Origin of the sequence: Rhizobium sp. 57MFTsu3.2 (assembly GCF_012932765.1) — a bacterium.
GTDB lineage: Bacteria > Pseudomonadota > Alphaproteobacteria > Rhizobiales > Rhizobiaceae > Rhizobium > Rhizobium altiplani.
The window spans coordinates 75,782-92,888 of record NZ_JDWI01000016.1 but is presented as its reverse complement, the minus strand read 5'-3'; the positions used below and the strand labels follow the sequence as shown (position 1 = coordinate 92,888).

Below are 17,107 nucleotides of genomic sequence, written 5' to 3'. Positions count from 1 at the left end.
GCCACGGAACTGGAATTCCCGATTGGGGGACGGTGCTCTTGTGCCGTCCCCATTCGGCTTCAAGTTGCAAGACCGGTGTCATTCATGCCATCATTCGCCATCGCGTGCGGCTTTGTCGGAGCGTAGCCGCAACGTTGCGGGGTGTCCTCAATGATGCTGCATCACGTTTCCATCGTCACGACGGATCTCGACCGATCGGTTGCCTTCTATCGCGATATCTTCGGTCTCGAGCGGATCGAGAGGCCTCCTTTCAGTACCGACGGAGCCTGGTTTGCCTGCGGAGCGCTGCAGGTCCACATCATCGTCAATCCGGTTGGGACGTTCCGGCGGGTGGCGACCATCGATACCGCCGACGGACATTTCGCCTTCCATACCGATGACTTCGAGGGATGTATCCGGGGACTGATCGCAAAGGGTTTTCGCGAGGATGCGCCCGAGGGAGATCCCCGGCGGCTGCGTGTGAGGCGTACCGGGCCGGCCGGTTTTCCGCAGGCCTACCTGCTCGATCCTGATCGCAACATCGTTGAAATCAACGGTGCACCATAGCGCAATCGCCGCAGCCTAAAGTCCTGTTGCGGTTGGCTTTTGCGAGCGGTTAGTCTGCCGGAACCGTTCGCGGGAGGAGTTCATGAAAATACGTGCCGCGGTTTTGCGCCGATCGCCGGTCGCGCCGCCATTTGCGGTGAGCCGGCCGCTCACGATCGAAGAACTCGAGCTCGCGCCGCCGGGGCGGGACGAGATCCTTGTTCGAATTGGCGCGGCCGGGCTCTGCCATTCCGATCTCTCCGTCATCAACGGCGACAGGCCGCGTCCGGTGCCGATGGCGATTGGACATGAGGCGGCCGGCACCGTGGAAGCGGTCGGGCCCGATGTCCATGACCTGACGCCCGGCGATCATGTGGTGATGAGTTTCATGCCGAGCTGCGGCCATTGTCTGCCCTGCGCCGAGGGACGCCCGGCGCTGTGCATTCCCGGCGCCGATGCCAACGGAAAGGGCACGCTGCTGTCGGGCGAGTGGCGACTGAGCTGCGATGAGGTGCCGATCCATCATCATCTCGGCGTCTCGGGCTTTGCCACCCATGCCGTGGTCTCGCGCCATTCGGCGATTCGCATTGACCGCGATATCCCGTTCGCTCACGCCGCGTTGTTTGGCTGCGCCGTGCTGACGGGCGTTGGCGCCGTGGTGAATACCTGTCATGTGCAGCCGGGGCAGACAGTCGCTGTTGTCGGTTTGGGTGGTGTCGGCTTGGCCGCGGTGCTTGGCGCCGTGGCGGCCGGGGCCGAACGCGTTGTCGCGGTAGACCTTGCTCCTGACAAGCTCGAGATCGCGCGTTCGCTTGGGGCGACAGACGTCTTTCGCGCCAGTGACCCTGACGTTGTGGAGCAAATCCGCGAGGCGACAAAGGGCGGCGTCGACCACGCGCTCGAGATGGCCGGAGCCGTCAAGGCCTTTGATCTCGCGTACCGCATCACGCGGCGCGGCGGAACGACGGTTACCGCAGGGTTGGCTAGTCCATCCAGTCAGTTCGCAATCCCCGCAGTCAGCCTGGTCGCCGAGGAGCGGCGCGTGCTCGGGAGCTATCTCGGCAGCTGCGTGCCAAGCCGGGATATTCCGCGCTTTGTCGGGCTCTTCAGGCGTGGAAAGCTGCCGGTGGATCGCTTGTTGTCTTCAACAGGTCCGCTGGAGGGGATCAACGAAGCCTTCGACCGGCTGCATGCCGGGGAGGTGATCCGGCACGTCATCGATTTCGAAGCGCACTAGGCTTCTTCGGGCCGGTCTTTTGGGTCGAATTGGATGATGGTGATCCACCGCGCGGTGAGCGCCGGCTTCTTCTCGTTCTCGATCTCGATCGAGACGTCGTAGGTCGTCATCAACATGCCGGCGCCGCGAAAGCGGGCTTCGGCAAGGATAAAGTGGCCGCGGATGCGTGCCCCCGATTTGACAGGCGAGAGGAAGCGGACGTTCTCGAAGCCGTAGTTGATGCCCATCGTCTGCTCACGGACTTTGGGCAGGCTGTTGTAGTTCATCGCTGAAAGCAGCGAGAGGGTGAGGAATCCGTGGGCGATGGTGCCGCCGAATGGGCTCGTGGCGGCGCGCTCTGGGTCGACGTGGATGAACTGATGATCGTCGGTTGCATGCGCAAAGGCATCGATCATTGCCTGATCGACGACAATCCAGTCCGAGAGGCCGGTTTCAGTGCCGATGAGCCCGCGCACATCCGCGAGCGAAATTTCCTTGACCATTGATTCCTCATGAGAAAGCGGCTGCGCAAGCCTTACAATGGGATTGTGACAATTGCGACAAGGAATTGCAGGCAGGGGCCTGGCCGGTTAACTATCCGAGATAGAAAGCGACCGAGCGGCGCGGCACGATGGCCGATGTCGCGGATTTTTCCTGACCATTGGGGGCGAGCAGCCGCCATGAGGACGGCCCGGGCAATGCAAAAATTTCCTCGCCGCCCGAGCGATTGAAAAGCACGGCCAGCCGTGCGGGCTTTCCGCCCTGCCCATCGCGCGTCGACAGCACCATTCCAAGCGTGGAAAAGTTCGGGGTCTCCCACTCCTGCACGCTCATCGGCTGGCCCGAAGGCGATATCCATTCGACGTCGCCATGGCCATCGAAGAAACCCGTTTCCGAGAACACGGAGAAGCGCTTGCGCAGGCTTGAGATCAAAGCGGTATGGGCGATGAGCTCATCGTCGAGCGCCGCCCAGTCCATCCAGGTGATCTCATTGTCCTGGCAGTAGGCATTGTTGTTGCCGCGCTGGGTGCGGCCTGCTTCGTCGCCTGCCGTCAGCATGATGCTGCCGCGCGTAGCAAAGAGCGTGGAGAGCAGCGCCTTCAGGTCATCGCGGCGTCTGCGAATGATATCGGGGTAGTGCGTTTCGCCCTCGGCACCATTGTTCCAGGAGTGGTTCTCGTTGTGGCCGTCGCGGTTCTGCTCGCCGTTCGCCTCGTTGTGCTTGCCGCTATAGGAGACGAGATCGCGGAGCGTGAAGCCGTCATGGGCGGCAAGAAAGTTGACGCTGCGCGTCCCGGTCGCACCGTTGCGGGAAAATATGTCCGAGGAGCCGGCCAGCGCAGTTGCGAGCGGTCCGGTCTTGTGATCGTCGCCGCGCCAATAGCACCTGACGTCATCACGTACGCGGTCGTTCCACTCGAGGAAGGGGGCTGGGAAGTTACCGAGCTGGTAGCCGCCAGGACCGATGTCCCAAGGCTCGGCGATCATTACGCGGTCCGACAAGACGTCATCGGCGAGCATTGCCATCAACGTTTCGCTGTTGGCCTCGAAGCCACCAGCGGTTCGGCCAAGAACGGGGGCAAGGTCGAAGCGGAAACCGTCAACGCCCGCGCCGAGCACGAAGTGGCGGAGGCTGTCGATGATCAGTTGCCTGACATAGGGGTTATCACAGGCGACGGTGTTGCCCGTTCCGGTATCGTTGACCAATTCGCCTGGCCGGTCGGTCAGATGCCGATAGAAGGAGAGGTTGTCGAGGCCGCGCAGCGACAGCGTCGTGCCAAAGCGGTCGCTTTCGCCGGTGTGGTTGAAGACGAGGTCGAGGACGACACCAATGCCTTCGGCGTGGAGCTTCGCCACGGTGTCGCGGAGCTCCGCCATGCCGCCGGGCACGAGCCGCGGGTCGAGCGCCATGAAGGCGACGGGGTTATAGCCCCAGCCGTTTCTGAGGCCGAGCGGCGGCAGGTGGCGCTCGTCGATCCAGGCGGTGATCGGCATCAACTCGACCGCATCCACGCCGATGCGCTTCAGATGCGCGATCACTGAAGGATGCGCCAAAGCCGCGACGGTGCCGCGCTGCGCTTGGGGAACATCCGGATGCAGCATGGTGAACGGTCGGACGGCAACCTCGTAGATGAAGCCACCCGGCTTGAAGAGCGGCTTTCCCGGCTTCACGGGGACATCGCGGGTGACGATCGCCTTCGGCACGAGGTGCTGCGTCTCGGCGCCGGAGGTGCCGAGCAGGGGATCGTAGTGGAAGGGGCGATCGAGTTCCTTGGCGTAGGGATCGACCAGCAGCTTCGACGGGTCGAACCAGAGGCCGTCGTCGGGCGCATAGACGCCGCCGGCGCGGTAGCCGTAGCGCGCACCTTCCTTCAAGCCGTCGACGAAAAGGCGATGAACATCGTCATCGCCTCGTTTCATCGGCAGGCGGGCCAGTTCCTTGTCGTCGTCGCCGAACAGACACAGCTCGATCTGTCCTGACTTGCGCGACCAGACGGCGAAATCAACGCCGGTCTCGAGGATGGTTGCTCCGCCTTGCCCGGGTCTACCCGCCGCCATGCCGTTCGGTCAGGTGATCACGGAAGGAGCGTCGCGGCCCGTGCGGCTGCGAATGCCCGCGATGGTCTCGGCGGCAGCAATAAGATCGGCGAGCGCTTCCTGCGTCTCGATGTTGTGGCGGGTCGAATCCGCCTCGTACCGCTCGAGATAGACACGCAGCGTGGCGCCGGATGTGCCGGTACCGGAGAGACGGAAGACCACGCGCGAACCGCCTTCGAACAGGACGCGAATGCCCTGATGCTCGCTGACCGACTTGTCGACTGGGTCGTGATAGGCAAAGTCGTCGGCCTTCTCGACCTTCAGCGGGCCGAAGCTCTGGCCCGGCAGCGACGCAAGCTGGCTGCGCAGGTTTGCGATCAGGCCGTTCGCCGCGTCAGTATCGACGCCTTCATAGTCGTGGCGCGAATAGTAGTTGCGGCCGTAGGTCTGCCAGTGCTGGGTGACGATGTCCTGAACGCTTTCGCCGCGAACGGCAAGGATGTTCAGCCACAGCAGAACCGCCCAGAGGCCGTCCTTCTCGCGCACGTGGTTGGAGCCGGTGCCGGCGCTTTCCTCGCCGCAGATCGTCGCCATGCCGGCGTCGAGCAGGTTGCCGAAGAACTTCCAGCCGGTCGGCGTCTCGTACATGCCGATACCGCGGCGCTCGGCGACGCGATCGGCCGCACCTGAGGTCGGCATGGAGCGGGCGATGCCGGCGAGACCACCGGAATAGCCGGGCGCGAGGTGGGCGTTGGCGGCAAGGATCGCGAGGCTATCGGAGGGTGTGACGAAGATGCCGCGGCCGATGATGAGGTTGCGGTCGCCGTCGCCGTCGGATGCCGCGCCGAAGTCGGGCGCATCATCACTCATCATCTCGTCGTAGAGTTCCTTGCAGTGAACCGGGTTCGGGTCCGGATGGTGGCCGCCGAAGTCGGGCAGCGGCATGAAATTGCGGACCGAACCGGACGGCGCGCCGAGACGGTTTTCGAAGATTTCCTTGGCATATGGGCCGGTGACGGCGCTCATTGCGTCAAAAGCGATGCGGAATCCGAGGCTGATGAGGTTGCGGATCGCGGGGAAGTCGAACAGCTCTTCCATCAGAGCCGTGTAGTCTTCCACCGAATCGAGCACCGAGAGGATCATGCCGCCCGGCAGTTCGTCCTTGCCGATGCGGTCGAGGTTGACGTCCGCGAAATCGGCGATCTTGTAGGTGTCGATCACCTTCGTGCGCGCATAGATCGCGTCGGTGATCTTCTCCGGCGCGGGGCCGCCATTGTTGATATTGTACTTGATGCCGAAATCTTCGGTTGGACCGCCGGGATTGTGGCTGGCCGAAAGGATGATGCCGCCGAAGGCTTTGTATTTGCGAATGATGTGGGAGGCTGCCGGGGTCGACAGGATGCCGCCCTTGCCGACGATCACCTTGCCGAAGCCATTGGCGGCGGCCATCTTGATCGCCTTCTGAATGACTTCCCGGTTGTAGTAGCGTCCGTCGCCGCCGATGACGAGGCACTTGCCATGAAAGCCTTCCAGCGAATCGAAGATCGACTGGATGAAGTTCTCGGCATAGTTCGGCTGCTGGAATACCGGAACCTTCTTTCGCAGGCCGGAGGTACCGGGCTTCTGATCCTGGTAGGGCGTAGTGGGTACGGATTTTATCATTTTCTCTCACTTGCCTTTAGGGGCGAGGCTTGAATAGAGGGCGGCATAGCGCTCGGCGCTCTTCTCCCACGAAACATCCGATTTCATGCCCTGCTTTTGCAATTGGGTCCAGACTTTTTGATCGGCGTAGAGATGTAGCGCGCGGCGGACCGCCTGCAACAGACCGGATGGAGTTACAGGCGAGAATTGTATCCCGGTTGCCGCTTTCGCCGCAAGCGCGGCATGGTTGGCGTCAATAACGGTGTCGTTCAACCCGCCGGTGCGGGCAACGATCGGCACGCATCCATAGCGCAATCCGTAAAGCTGCGTCAGGCCGCAGGGCTCGAATCTGGACGGGATGATGATGGCGTCGCAACCGGCCTGCATGAGATGGGACATCGGCTCGTTGTAGCCGATGGAAACGCCGATCCGCCCGGGGTGACGGGCGGCGGCGGCAAGCAGTGCCCCTTCGAGCGCCGCGTCTCCGGAACCCAGAATGGCCAGCTTGCCGCCCATGTCGACGATCTGGTCGGCGGTGGCGGCGATGACATCCATGCCCTTCTGCCAGGTCAGGCGGCTGATGATGCAGAAGATCGGCGCGTTGTCGTGGTGAAGTCCGAAGAACTCAGCGATCGAGCTGCGGTTTTCGACGCGGCTCTTCAGCATGCTGCTGTTGTAATGCGTGTGGACAACCGGGTCGGTCGAGGGGTTCCAGACTTCGGTATCAATGCCGTTGACGATGCCGTGCAGTGAATCGATTCGGCTTGCGATGACACCCTGGAGGCCCATGCCGAACTCGGTGGTCAGGATCTCGCCGGCATAAGAGGGGCTGACAGTGGTGATGGCGTGTGCAGTCTGCAGGCCGCCCTTCAGGAAGCCGATATTGCCGTAATATTCGATGCTTTCCGTTGCGAAGGCGTGCGGCGGCAGACGAAGACCCGGAAAGATATCGGCGCCGAACTGCCCCTGGAAAGCAATGTTGTGGATGGTCAGGACGCTCGGCAATTCCGGCGTCGGATTGTAGCGCATGTAGACCGAGGTCATTGCCGACTGCCAGTCATGCGTATGCACGAGGTCCGGCCGCCAGTCCAGCATCAACCCCGCGGCAATCTCGGCGCCGGCCAGGGACAGAGCCGCGAAACGGCGCCAATTGTCGGGGTAATCCTTGCCGGTGGCGTCGAGATAGGGGCCGCCCGACCGGTCGTAATAGGCGGGGGCGTCGAGCACGAGGATATCGAGCCCGTCGTGCTTGACTTCGAGCACGGTTGCCGGTTCGCCGAGCAGATCGTCGAATTGGAGTCGGACTACAGGATTGCGGATAGCCCTCATGACGGCCGGATAGCCCGGCATGAGGGTCTTGGTTTCGATGCCGAAACGCTCAAGGGCGATCGGCAGGGCACCCGCCACATCGGCGAGGCCCCCTGTCTTGACGAGCGGGAAGACTTCGGACGAAACCGAAAGAACTTTCATGGCTTACAGGCCCAGCTTGTCGATCATCGGTTGGGTAATGAGGCAAATGCCGCCCTCGCTGCGGCGGAAACGCTTGGCATCTAGAACCGGATCCTCGCCGACGATGAGGCCTTCAGGAATGACGACTCCGTGGTCGATCACGACGTTTCTGAGTTGGGCGTGCCTTCCGATCTTGACGCTCGGGAGAACGACGGCACCTTCGAGCTTGGAGTAGGAATTGGCGCGAACGCCGGTGAAGAGGAGGCTCTTGTTCAGCGTTGCGCCGGAAATGATGCAGTCGCCCGCGACGACGGAGGATGTGGCGGAGCCGCGGCGGTCTTCGTCGTCATGGACGAACTTCGCCGGGGGCGAGATTTCTGCATAGGTCCAGATCGGCCAGGACTTGTCGTAGATATCCAGTTCCGGAACGATCGCGGTCAGGTCGATGTTGGCCTGCCAATAGGCGTCGATCGTTCCAACATCGCGCCAGTAGGGCTCGTGCTCGAAATCCGACCGGACGCAAGAGTTGGCGAAACGATGGGCGACGGCCTTACCGTTCTTGACGATGTAAGGGATGATGTCCTTGCCGAAATCCTTGCTGGAGTTCGGGTCAGCGGCGTCGCGGCGCAGTGCGTCGATCAGGAATTTCGTGTGGAACACGTAGATGCCCATCGAGGCAAGCGCGAATTCCGGCTTGTCGGGAATGCCCGGCGGATCGGCGGGCTTCTCGACGAAGTCGATGATCCGGTCGGTCGTGTCGACGTGCATGACGCCGAAGCCGACGGCTTCCATGCGCGGGACTTCCAGGCAGCCGATCGTGACGTCGGCGCCGGAATCGACATGCTGCTGCAGCATGTATTCGTAGTCCATCTTGTAGACATGGTCGCCGGCGAGGATGACCATGTATTCGACGCCATAGTCCTCGATGATGTCGATGTTCTGGTAGACCGCATCGGCGGTGCCTTCATACCACTGCGTCTCCGAGACGCGCTGGGAGGCTGGCAGAATGTCGAAGCTCTCGTTCCGCTCGGGGCGGAAGAAGTTCCAGCCGCGCTGCATATGGCGGATCAGCGAGTGCGCCTTGTACTGGGTGGCGACGCCGATGCGGCGGATGCCCGAGTTCAGCGCGTTCGACAGCGCAAAGTCGATGATGCGGGTCTTGCCGCCGAAATAGACCGCCGGCTTGGCGCGGCGATCGGTGAGTTCCTTCAGGCGGCTTCCCCGACCACCCGCGAGAACATAGGCCATTGCGTCGCGGGCAAGTGGCTGAACACGTTTTTCTACCATTTTTATCCTCCCACCAGTCGTCAGTTCTCGGGTTCAAGCATGATCGTCGCCAGAGGCGGCAAGGTGATCGATGCGGCGATGGCGCCACCTGCGTTGACGGCCTGCACGCGGCCACCATTGCCCTTGCCGCTGCCGCCATAGATGTCGGCATCGGTATTCAGTATCTCGCGCCAGCGCCCCTCGGTCGGCAGGCGCACGGAATAGTTCTCGCGATAGACAGGCGTCAGGTTGCAGATGACGGCGACCGGCTTCTCTCCTGGCGCCTTGCGCAGCCAGGCAAAAACGGAGTTCTCGTGGTCGTCGGCGATCAGCCATTCGAAGCCATCGCCCTCGCAGTCGCGGGCGTGCAGGGCCGGCTTGCTGCGGTAGGTGAAGTTGAGGTCGCGCACCAGCCGGCGCATGCCCTCGTGCATGCGGTACTGCAGCAGGTTCCAGTCGAGCGAGGTTGCCTCGTTCCACTCGCTCCACTGCGCGAATTCCTGACCCATGAAGAGCAGCTTCTTGCCCGGATAGCCCCACATGAATGCGTAATAGGCCCGCAGATTCGCAAATTTCTGCCAGTCGTCGCCGGGCATCTTGGCGATCAGCGAGCCCTTTCCGTGCACCACCTCGTCATGGGAGAGCGGCAGCACGAAGTTTTCCGAATAGGCGTAGAGCAGGCCGAAGGTCAGCTCGTTGTGATGATGCTTTCTGTGGATCGGCTCACGGCTCATGTAGCTCAGTGTGTCGTGCATGAAGCCCATGTTCCACTTGAAGCCGAAGCCGAGGCCGCCTTCATGCACCGCCTGCGACACCTTCGGCCAGGAGGTCGATTCTTCGGCGATGGTCATGACGCCTGGATGCTCGGCGTAGATACGGGTGTTCATGTTCTGCAGGAAGCGCACAGCCTCCAGGTTCTCATTACCGCCGTACTCGTTCGGGATCCATTCGCCGTGCTTGCGGGAATAGTCGAGGTAGAGCATCGAGGCCACGGCATCGACGCGCAGACCATCGAGATGGAACTTCTCGGCCCAGTAAAGCGCGTTGTTGACCAAATAGGAAACGACTTCGGTGCGGCCGAAATTGTAGATTGCCGTATTCCAGTCGGGGTGGAAGCCCTGGCGCGGGTCGGCATGCTCGTAGAGCGCCGTGCCGTCGAACCAGCCGAGACCGTGTTCGTCGGTCGGGAAATGGGCTGGCACCCAATCGAGGATGACGCCGATGCCGACCTTGTGGCAGCCGTTGACGAAGCGGGCGAAACCCTCCGGCTCGCCGAAGCGGGCGGTCGGCGCATAGAGCCCGGTCGTCTGGTAGCCCCAGGAGGGATCATAGGGATGCTCGGTAATCGGCAGGAACTCGATATGGGTGAAGCCCATGTCGACGCAGTAGGGGATTAGACGGGCGGCAAGCTCGTCCCAGGAGAGGAACGAGCCATCGTCGCGCCGCTGCCAGGAGCCGGCATGAACCTCGTAGATCGAGATCGGCTGACGACGCTTGTCGGTTTCGCTCCAGTGCTTCAGATGCGCTGCGTCGTCCCATTCCTGCAGCAGCTCGGATGCCGCGACCGAGGCCGTCTGTGGGCGTAGTTCGCTGCGTCGGGCGAAAGGGTCGGCCTTTAGCGGCAACAGCACACCGTCGTGGCCGCGGATTTCGAATTTGTAGGCGACACCGGTCGGAACGTCAGGAGCGAAGATCTCCCAGATACCGGCGCTGGAGCGGAAGCGCATTACATGGCGGCGACCATCCCAGCCATTGAAGTCACCGACAACCGAGACACGCTGAGCATTCGGCGCCCAGACGGCGAAATGGATCCCCTGCGCGCCCTCGTGCTTGATCCAGTGTGCGCCCATCTTGTCGAAGAGGCGCAGATGGGAACCTTCCCGCACGTAATAGTCATCCATCGGGCCGAGGACGGGTCCGAAGCTGTAAGGGTCGGTCACCGCCCATTCGGCATCGCCGCGTCGCGCGCGATAGCGCACCGGCTGCTGCTTCGTCACCGAAACCTCGCCGGCGAAAAAGCCGTCAGAATGCTGCTGCTTCAATTCGCCGATGACGCTGCCATCGAGCGCCATCGCGGTCACCTCTTCGGCGCCCGGAATGAAGCAGCGGGTGACGTAGGCGTTTCCCGATTTGTGAACGCCGAGAACGGCGAAGGGATTGGAATGCGACCCTGCGAGGATTGCCGCTATCTCGTCTGCCGAAATCTCCCAGGGAAGTCTGACTTCAGGGGTGGCTTTCGGCGCTTTCATCCGGCTCTCCAGATTTCCTTGGCATATTGCCGTATCGTGCGGTCGGATGAGAACCAGCCCATCCGAGCCGTGTTGCAGATCGCTTTCTTGTTCCACGCCGACGGATCGGTCCAGAGCTGGTCGATATCGCGCTGCGCCTGCGCATAGGCATCGAAATCGGCCGCCACCATGAACCAGTCATGCGCGTAAATGCCTTCGATCAGCGCCGCGTATCGGCTTCGATCGTCGTGCGAGAAGACGCCGGAACTGATGGCCTGGAGTGCCTGAGACAGTTCACGCGACGCTTCGATGATGGCGCGGGGATTGTGGCCATCTGCACGGGCGGCGGCGACTTCGTCGGCACGCAGGCCGAAAATGATGATGTTGTCCTCGCCGACATGGTCGCGCATCTCGACATTGGCGCCGTCGAGTGTCCCGATCGTCAGCGCGCCGTTCAGCGCGAACTTCATGTTGCCGGTGCCCGATGCTTCCATCCCAGCAGTCGAGATCTGCTCAGACAGATCGGCGGCCGGCACCATGACCTCGGCAAGGGAAACGTTGTAGTTCGGCACGAACACGACCTTCAGCAGGCCGCGGACGGCCGGGTCGTTGTTGATCGTGCGGGCGACGTCGTTGATCAGTTTGATGATCAGCTTGGCGTTATGGTAGCTCGGCGCCGCCTTGCCGGCGAAGAGCTTGACGCGCGGCACCCAGTCCAATTCTGGATGTGAGCGGATCTGGTCGTAGAGCGCGACTGCTTCGATAATGTTGAGCAGCTGCCGCTTGTACTCGTGGATGCGCTTGATCTGGATATCGAACATAGCCGACGGATCGAGTTTGATGCCCATGCGGCTGGCGACGAGATTGGACAAGGCCACCTTGTTGGCGCGCTTCACCGCCGCGAACTTCTCCTGGAAGCTTGCATCATTCGCGAACTTGTCGAGCGGCTTCAGCTTTTCGGCGTCATCGAGGAAGTCGTCGCCGATCGTTTCGCGGATCAGCGAGGTCAGGCCGGGATTGCACTGCTGCAGCCAGCGGCGCGGCGTGATGCCGTTGGTCTTGTTGTTGATGCGGTCGGGATAGAGCTTATGCAGGTCGGCAAAGACGGTGACCTTCATCAGGTCGGTGTGCAGAGCCGAAACGCCGTTGATCGAATGAGCGCCGACGAAGGCGAGATTGCCCATGCGTACACGGCGCTCGCCGCTTTCCTCGATCAGGGAAATCGAGCGGATTTCCGTTTCGGAGAAGGTCTTGGTCTTGCGCGCCTCCAGCAGCACCTTGGCGTTGATCGCGTAGATGATCTGCATATGCCTCGGCAGCAGGCGCTCGAACAGTGGGATCGGCCAGCTTTCCAGCGCTTCCGGCAGGAGGGTGTGATTGGTGTAGGCGATCGTGCCGCGGGTGATGTCCCAAGCCTGGTCGAAGTCGAGACCATGCACGTCGCACAACAGGCGCATCAGTTCCGCGACCGAGACCGCCGGATGCGTGTCGTTCAGTTGGACCGCCACCTTGTCGGGCAGCGAGGTGAAATCGTCATACTGCTGCAGGTGACGGCGCAGGATGTCCTGCAGCGAAGCGGAGGAGAAGAAGAATTCCTGGCGCAGGCGCAGTTCCTGGCCGGCCGGCGTCGCGTCGGCGGGATATAGAACGCGCGTCAGGCTTTCGGCCTTGTTGCTCTCACGCAGCGCGCCGATATGGTCGCCGGCGTTGAAGGCGTCGAGCAGGATCGGGTCGATCGGCTGCGCGGACCAGAGGCGCAGCGTGTTGACGCGCTTGCCGCGCCAGCCGACCACCGGAGTGTCGAAGGCGGCGGCGATGACACGCTCGGCGGGTTTCCACACATAGCGCGGCTCGCCCTCGGGGCTATTGACCACGTCGACGGTGCCGCCGAAGCCGATTTCGTAAGCGCTCTCGCGACGCTCGAATTCCCAAGGATTGCCGTGCGCCAGCCAGCTTTCCGGCAACTCCACCTGCCAGCCATCGGCAAGCTGCTGCCGGAAAAGACCGTGGACGTAACGGATACCGTAGCCATAGGCCGGGACATCGACGGTCGCCATGCTTTCCATGAAGCAGGCGGCGAGACGGCCAAGGCCGCCGTTGCCAAGAGCGGCGTCAGGCTCGAGGCCGGCGATGACAGAGACATCGACGCCGAGCGAGGCGAGCGCGTCGCGAACCTGTTCCATGAGGCCGAGGTTCGAGACGGCGTCGCGCATCAGGCGGCCGATGAGGAATTCGAGGGAGAGGTAGTAAACGCGCTTGTCGCCTGTTGCGTAGACCTTGCGGGTCGACTCCATCCACTTGTCGATGATGCGGTCGCGTATGACGAGGATGGTTGCCGTCAGCCAGTCATGCGGCTTGGCGACCTTCGCATCCTTGCCGATGCGGTAGGTCAGGCGTTCGATGATTTCTTCGGCGAGAATTTCTGGCTTGGAGCTGCGCGGCGCGGGGGAGGGGATTGTCGGCTTCGAAACGGTGTTCATCGTCAGTCCTCGCCAATTCTGTTTGGTTTCAGTACGTTATGCCAATTTCAATCGGTTTGCCGCGCACTAAACACGCAGTTTATGCATCGTTACAACGCACTTGCAACAAAGGAATTACCCAAACGAAAAAATTGCCGAGGCTTGGCGCTCCGCTGCGGAAAGAGCTTGATTTCAATCGGTTTTCCGAATTTGATATGCGCGTTTTTGCAGGCAAACGAAAAGCCGCTCCGGTTTGTTCCGGGGCGGCTTTTGTTGTTTGCGGGTCTTTGCTGTTACCAGTTCGTCAGGCGGGTCGCGAGCTCGTCGCCTTGGCGGCCATGGCCCAAGTCCGCAACCAGCTGAGCCATGCTATTGGGCTGATAGGCGTTGCTCGGGGTGGTCCCGCAGGAGGCAAGGAGGTCCTTGACCTTTTGCGGCACCATGAACGCCACGGTAAAGATCTGAATTCTATCGGCTATTCAATTATCCCAACGGAATGACATCCACGGCCTGGACAGCGCGTTGGCCGCCGTAGCTCTTCAGCACGCCGATGACCGGGGCGACGTCGGCGTAGTCGCGGCCATAGGCAACGACGATGTGGTCGGTGCCGGCCGGGATGTTGTTCGTCGGATCCAGTTCGACCCAGCCGATCGTTTCGCCGCACCAGACCCTGACCCACGCATGCATGGCGTCCGCCCCCTCCAGCCGTTCCTTGCCGGGCGGCGGAATGGTGCGCAGGAATCCGGAGACATATCCGGCGGGAATGCCGAGGCTACGCAGAGCAAGGATCATGACATGGACGAAGTCCTGGCAGACGCCGCGCTTTATTTGGAAGGCTTCAAGCGGCGTCGTATCGACGGTCGTCGCTTCGGCATCATAGGTGAAATCCAGATGGATTTTCGCGCATAGCGCAGTGGCGATCTGCAGCACGGTCCATGACGGTTCGGCGCAGGCCTTCGCATAGTCCGAGATCGCGCGTGTGTCCGAAAGGCGGGGGCTATTGCCGAGGAAATGATGCGGGGCGTCGGGCTTCAGCGACCAGACGCCTGCGACCTCATTCGGAAGCTTTGCGAGCACGGGGGAAAAATCCGCTGCGATCGAATGGCTCTCCACCTGCACGCGGGCATGCATGCGGATATCCAGCTTTTCATGCGGCGCGCGCAGCATGAAGGAAGTCGCGGGGTGCTCGAAGAAATCGACGAAGTGCGCCTGTTCATCCGGCGTCGGCGAAACCTTGATCGAGCCGGCCACCAGCCGTTGCCGGTTCGGCAGCGACAGCGGCATCAGCCGCATGATGTGGCGGGCGCCAGAGGCCGGCGTGTCGTAGATGTATCCCATGTGCAGCGAGAGATCGTAAAGCACCTGGGTCATCCGAGATATGTGTGGGCAAGGAGGTCGGACAGATGCTCCAGCTCGCGTTCGAGGCGGCGGTAGACATCGACGCTCATCGTCTCCGGCGTCATCACGGCAAGGCCGGAGTGCAACCGCATCGCTTCGCGATAGAAGGGCGACATCTGGCCGTTGACGAGTGCGTTCGGGAGCTGCTCCACCTCGCGGTGGATCTCGTTCATCTGGAAAAGAATTGAGCGTGGATTGAGCGGATCGAGCGCGAGCAGATCGGTGACCGTGAGGCGAGCGGTGTTGACGTTGTAGCGGCGGCGATGGGTCATGACGCTGTCGCCGATCTCCAGCAGCATGTCGAGCGCGCCATCAGGGGCGTCCGGCCCTGACATGTGCCCGAGCAGCCGTGTCATGTGCAGCCCGCGCTCGATATGGCGGCCGAGCGAGAGGAAACGCCAGCCGGTGAAGCGATACATGTTTTCGTGCACCAGACCGGCGAAGCCCGCGAGCTTGCGCAGCAGAATCGTCATCGCGTGGCTTGCATCGTCGCCGGGAGAAATCGTCTCGTGGAACCGTCGCGCCGTCTTGGCGAGATCAGTGAGCGCCAGCCAGCCATCCGGCGAGAAACGGTCGCGAATGTTGCTGGCGGAATAGACGGCGCTGTCGATGTTGCGCATTAGCGTATCCGGGACTGCTTCCTCGGTGTCGATATCGACGGCGGCCAGATAGGCTGTCACGTCGGCCAACAGGGGCTGGTTCGGATCGGCGGCTTCCGCAAAGCGGGCGTGCCAGGCGCGCAGGATGCGCAGCGCCCCTTCGGCGCGCTCGATGTAGCGGCCGAGCCAGAAGAGATTGTCGGCCGCGCGGCTCGGCAGGCTGCCCGGCATGTTGCGGGTGAAGCTGCCTTCCGCTGGCAGCAATGTGTGCTGCTCCACCGGCTTGTCGCTGACGATCCAGACGTCGGCGGCGGCACCACCCGATTGCATGGCGATGGCCGAAACGTCGTCACTGCCGCCGATGCGGGCAAAGCCGCCCGGCATGATCTGCCAGCCATTGGCCGTGCGGGCGGCGAAGACGCGTAGCGACATCGGCCGCGGCGTCAGCTTGCCGTCGATCCAGGCCGGGGTCGTCGATAGCGTTACGACTTCCTGCCCGGCAAGTTTGGCGCCGTCGGAGTTCAACCAATCGCCGATCGAATCCTTGGTCGTGGCGCGCAAGGTCGAGCCGAGCACGGATTCGCCCCTGTCATCGAAGAACGGTGCGCGCGAATAGGCCGGACCGATCACCATCTTTTCGATGTTGGCCGCCACATGTTCGCGTTCGCCCTTCTGGCCGCACCACCAGGTCGCGATCGAGGGGAGCTTCAACTCTTCGCCAAACAGACGACGACAGATGGTCGGCATGAAGGCGAGCAGCGCGCGTGTTTCAATGATGCCGCTGCCGAGTGCATTGACGATGGTCACGCTTTCGGCGCGCAGAGCCTCGACGAGGCCGGGCGTGCCGATATGTGAATTCTGGTTCAGTTCCAGTGGATCCGAATAGGCCGAATCGAGGCGGCGCCAAAGCACGGTGATCGGCTTCAGGCCCGACACGGTGCGGACCATCACCTTGCCGTTGACGACAGCCAGGTCTTCGCCCTCGAGCAGCATGAAGCCGAGATAGCGGGCGATATAGGCGTGCTCGTAATAGGTTTCGTTGGCGGGGCCCGGCGTCAGCACGGCGATGCGGTCGTCGCCGCTGTGCTTCATGCCCTGCAGCGCATCGCGGAAGGCGCCAAAGAAGGAGGCGAGGCGATGAACCGGCGTCTCAGCGTATATATCGGAGAAGGCGCGGGTCGTCGCCACGCGGTTTTCAAGCGCAAAGCCGGCGCCAGACGGCGCCTGCGTACGGTCAGCGAGGACCCACCAGTTTCCATCAGGACCGCGGCCGATCTCGAAGGCGCAGAAATGCAGGTAGTGACCGCCGGCCGGGGTGACGCCGACAAGCGGACGCTGGTATTCGGGGTTGGCAGCGATCAGGGCCGGTGGCAGCACGCCCTCCGCGACAAGGCGATTTTGGCCGTAGACGTCGGCAACGATCGCTTCCAGCAGGTCGGCGCGCTGGACGAGCCCAGCCGAGACCGCCTCCCATTCGCGCGCATCAATGAGGACCGGAACGTGCGAGAGGGGCCAGGAGCGCTCGGCGCTTCCGGTGCTGCCGTAGGCTCGGTAGAAAACGCCGGCGTCGCGCAGGTAACGGTCGGCGCGGGTGAAGCGTTCGGTCAGCTCCTTTTCGGGCATTCCGCTCAGATGCGAAAAGAAGCGCTGCCAGACCGGGCGGATGGCGCCGTTGGTGTCGACCATCTCGTCGGCGACGCCGGGCAGAGGAGTGTAGTCAAGCACGGCATCGTTTCCGGTGCGGATCGCTGGCTCTTCCCTCAGTTCTGCCGTCGGTTTCTTGCCCAT

General features: G+C 62.3%; 12 protein-coding genes. 3 read left to right on the top strand and 9 right to left on the bottom strand.

Translation table 11 applies throughout. From position 1 onward, the window contains the following. Window positions 1–150: 150 nt before the first annotated feature. The gene (locus tag AF71_RS17805; RefSeq protein WP_018856594.1) at window positions 151–546 is read left to right on the top strand and encodes a VOC family protein; all 396 of its coding nucleotides are present in this window, start codon (window positions 151–153) and stop codon (window positions 544–546) included. 82 nt (window positions 547–628) lie between these two features. Next, window positions 629–1,762, top strand: a complete 1,134-nt coding sequence (locus AF71_RS17800) for a zinc-dependent alcohol dehydrogenase family protein (protein ID WP_113470635.1) — start codon at window positions 629–631, stop codon at window positions 1,760–1,762. Here AF71_RS17800 and AF71_RS17795 read toward each other — a convergent pair. From AF71_RS17795 to AF71_RS17765, 7 genes are all read right to left on the bottom strand, one after another. After that, window positions 1,759–2,244, bottom strand: coding sequence for a MaoC family dehydratase (locus AF71_RS17795; RefSeq protein WP_062374398.1), 486 nt, complete (start codon window positions 2,242–2,244; stop codon window positions 1,759–1,761). The genes AF71_RS17800 and AF71_RS17795 overlap by 4 nt on opposite strands. 91 nt (window positions 2,245–2,335) lie before the next feature. Beyond that, window positions 2,336–4,300 carry a glycogen debranching protein GlgX gene (glgX, locus tag AF71_RS17790; RefSeq protein WP_113470636.1) on the bottom strand — a complete coding sequence of 655 codons (1,965 nt, stop codon included), beginning with the start codon at window positions 4,298–4,300 and terminating at the stop codon, window positions 2,336–2,338. Between the two features lie 9 nt (window positions 4,301–4,309). Continuing rightward, window positions 4,310–5,941, bottom strand: coding sequence for an alpha-D-glucose phosphate-specific phosphoglucomutase (locus AF71_RS17785; RefSeq protein WP_018856598.1), 1,632 nt, complete (start codon window positions 5,939–5,941; stop codon window positions 4,310–4,312). A gap of 6 nt (window positions 5,942–5,947) precedes the next feature. Beyond that, window positions 5,948–7,390, bottom strand: coding sequence for a glycogen synthase GlgA (gene glgA / locus AF71_RS17780; RefSeq protein ID WP_113470637.1), 1,443 nt, complete (start codon window positions 7,388–7,390; stop codon window positions 5,948–5,950). 3 nt (window positions 7,391–7,393) lie between these two features. Further along, window positions 7,394–8,656, bottom strand: a complete 1,263-nt coding sequence (gene glgC / locus AF71_RS17775; RefSeq protein WP_018856600.1) for a glucose-1-phosphate adenylyltransferase — start codon at window positions 8,654–8,656, stop codon at window positions 7,394–7,396. A 20-nt stretch (window positions 8,657–8,676) separates the two neighbouring features. Further along, window positions 8,677–10,884 (bottom strand): 1,4-alpha-glucan branching protein GlgB, encoded by a 2,208-nt coding sequence (glgB, locus tag AF71_RS17770; RefSeq protein WP_018856601.1) that lies wholly within the window; start codon window positions 10,882–10,884, stop codon window positions 8,677–8,679. Beyond that, on the bottom strand, window positions 10,881–13,343 hold the full coding sequence (locus tag AF71_RS17765) for a glycogen/starch/alpha-glucan phosphorylase (protein WP_018856602.1): 2,463 nt from the start codon (window positions 13,341–13,343) through the stop codon (window positions 10,881–10,883). Before AF71_RS17765 ends, glgB begins: the two co-directional genes overlap by 4 nt. Before the next feature lie 38 nt (window positions 13,344–13,381). Here AF71_RS17765 and AF71_RS17760 point away from each other — a divergent pair, with 38 nt between their 5' ends. After that, entirely contained in the window at window positions 13,382–13,822 is a 441-nt protein-coding gene (locus AF71_RS17760) for a hypothetical protein (RefSeq protein WP_162763411.1), read from the top strand. Here AF71_RS17760 and AF71_RS17755 read toward each other — a convergent pair. After that, window positions 13,806–14,693 carry a transglutaminase family protein gene (locus AF71_RS17755; protein ID WP_169682340.1) on the bottom strand — a complete coding sequence of 296 codons (888 nt, stop codon included), beginning with the start codon at window positions 14,691–14,693 and terminating at the stop codon, window positions 13,806–13,808. The two genes, AF71_RS17760 and AF71_RS17755, sit on opposite strands and share 17 nt — an antisense overlap. Continuing rightward, complete coding sequence (locus AF71_RS17750; RefSeq protein WP_169682337.1) at window positions 14,690–17,107, bottom strand: circularly permuted type 2 ATP-grasp protein; 2,418 nt, start codon at window positions 17,105–17,107, stop codon at window positions 14,690–14,692. Before AF71_RS17750 ends, AF71_RS17755 begins: the two co-directional genes overlap by 4 nt.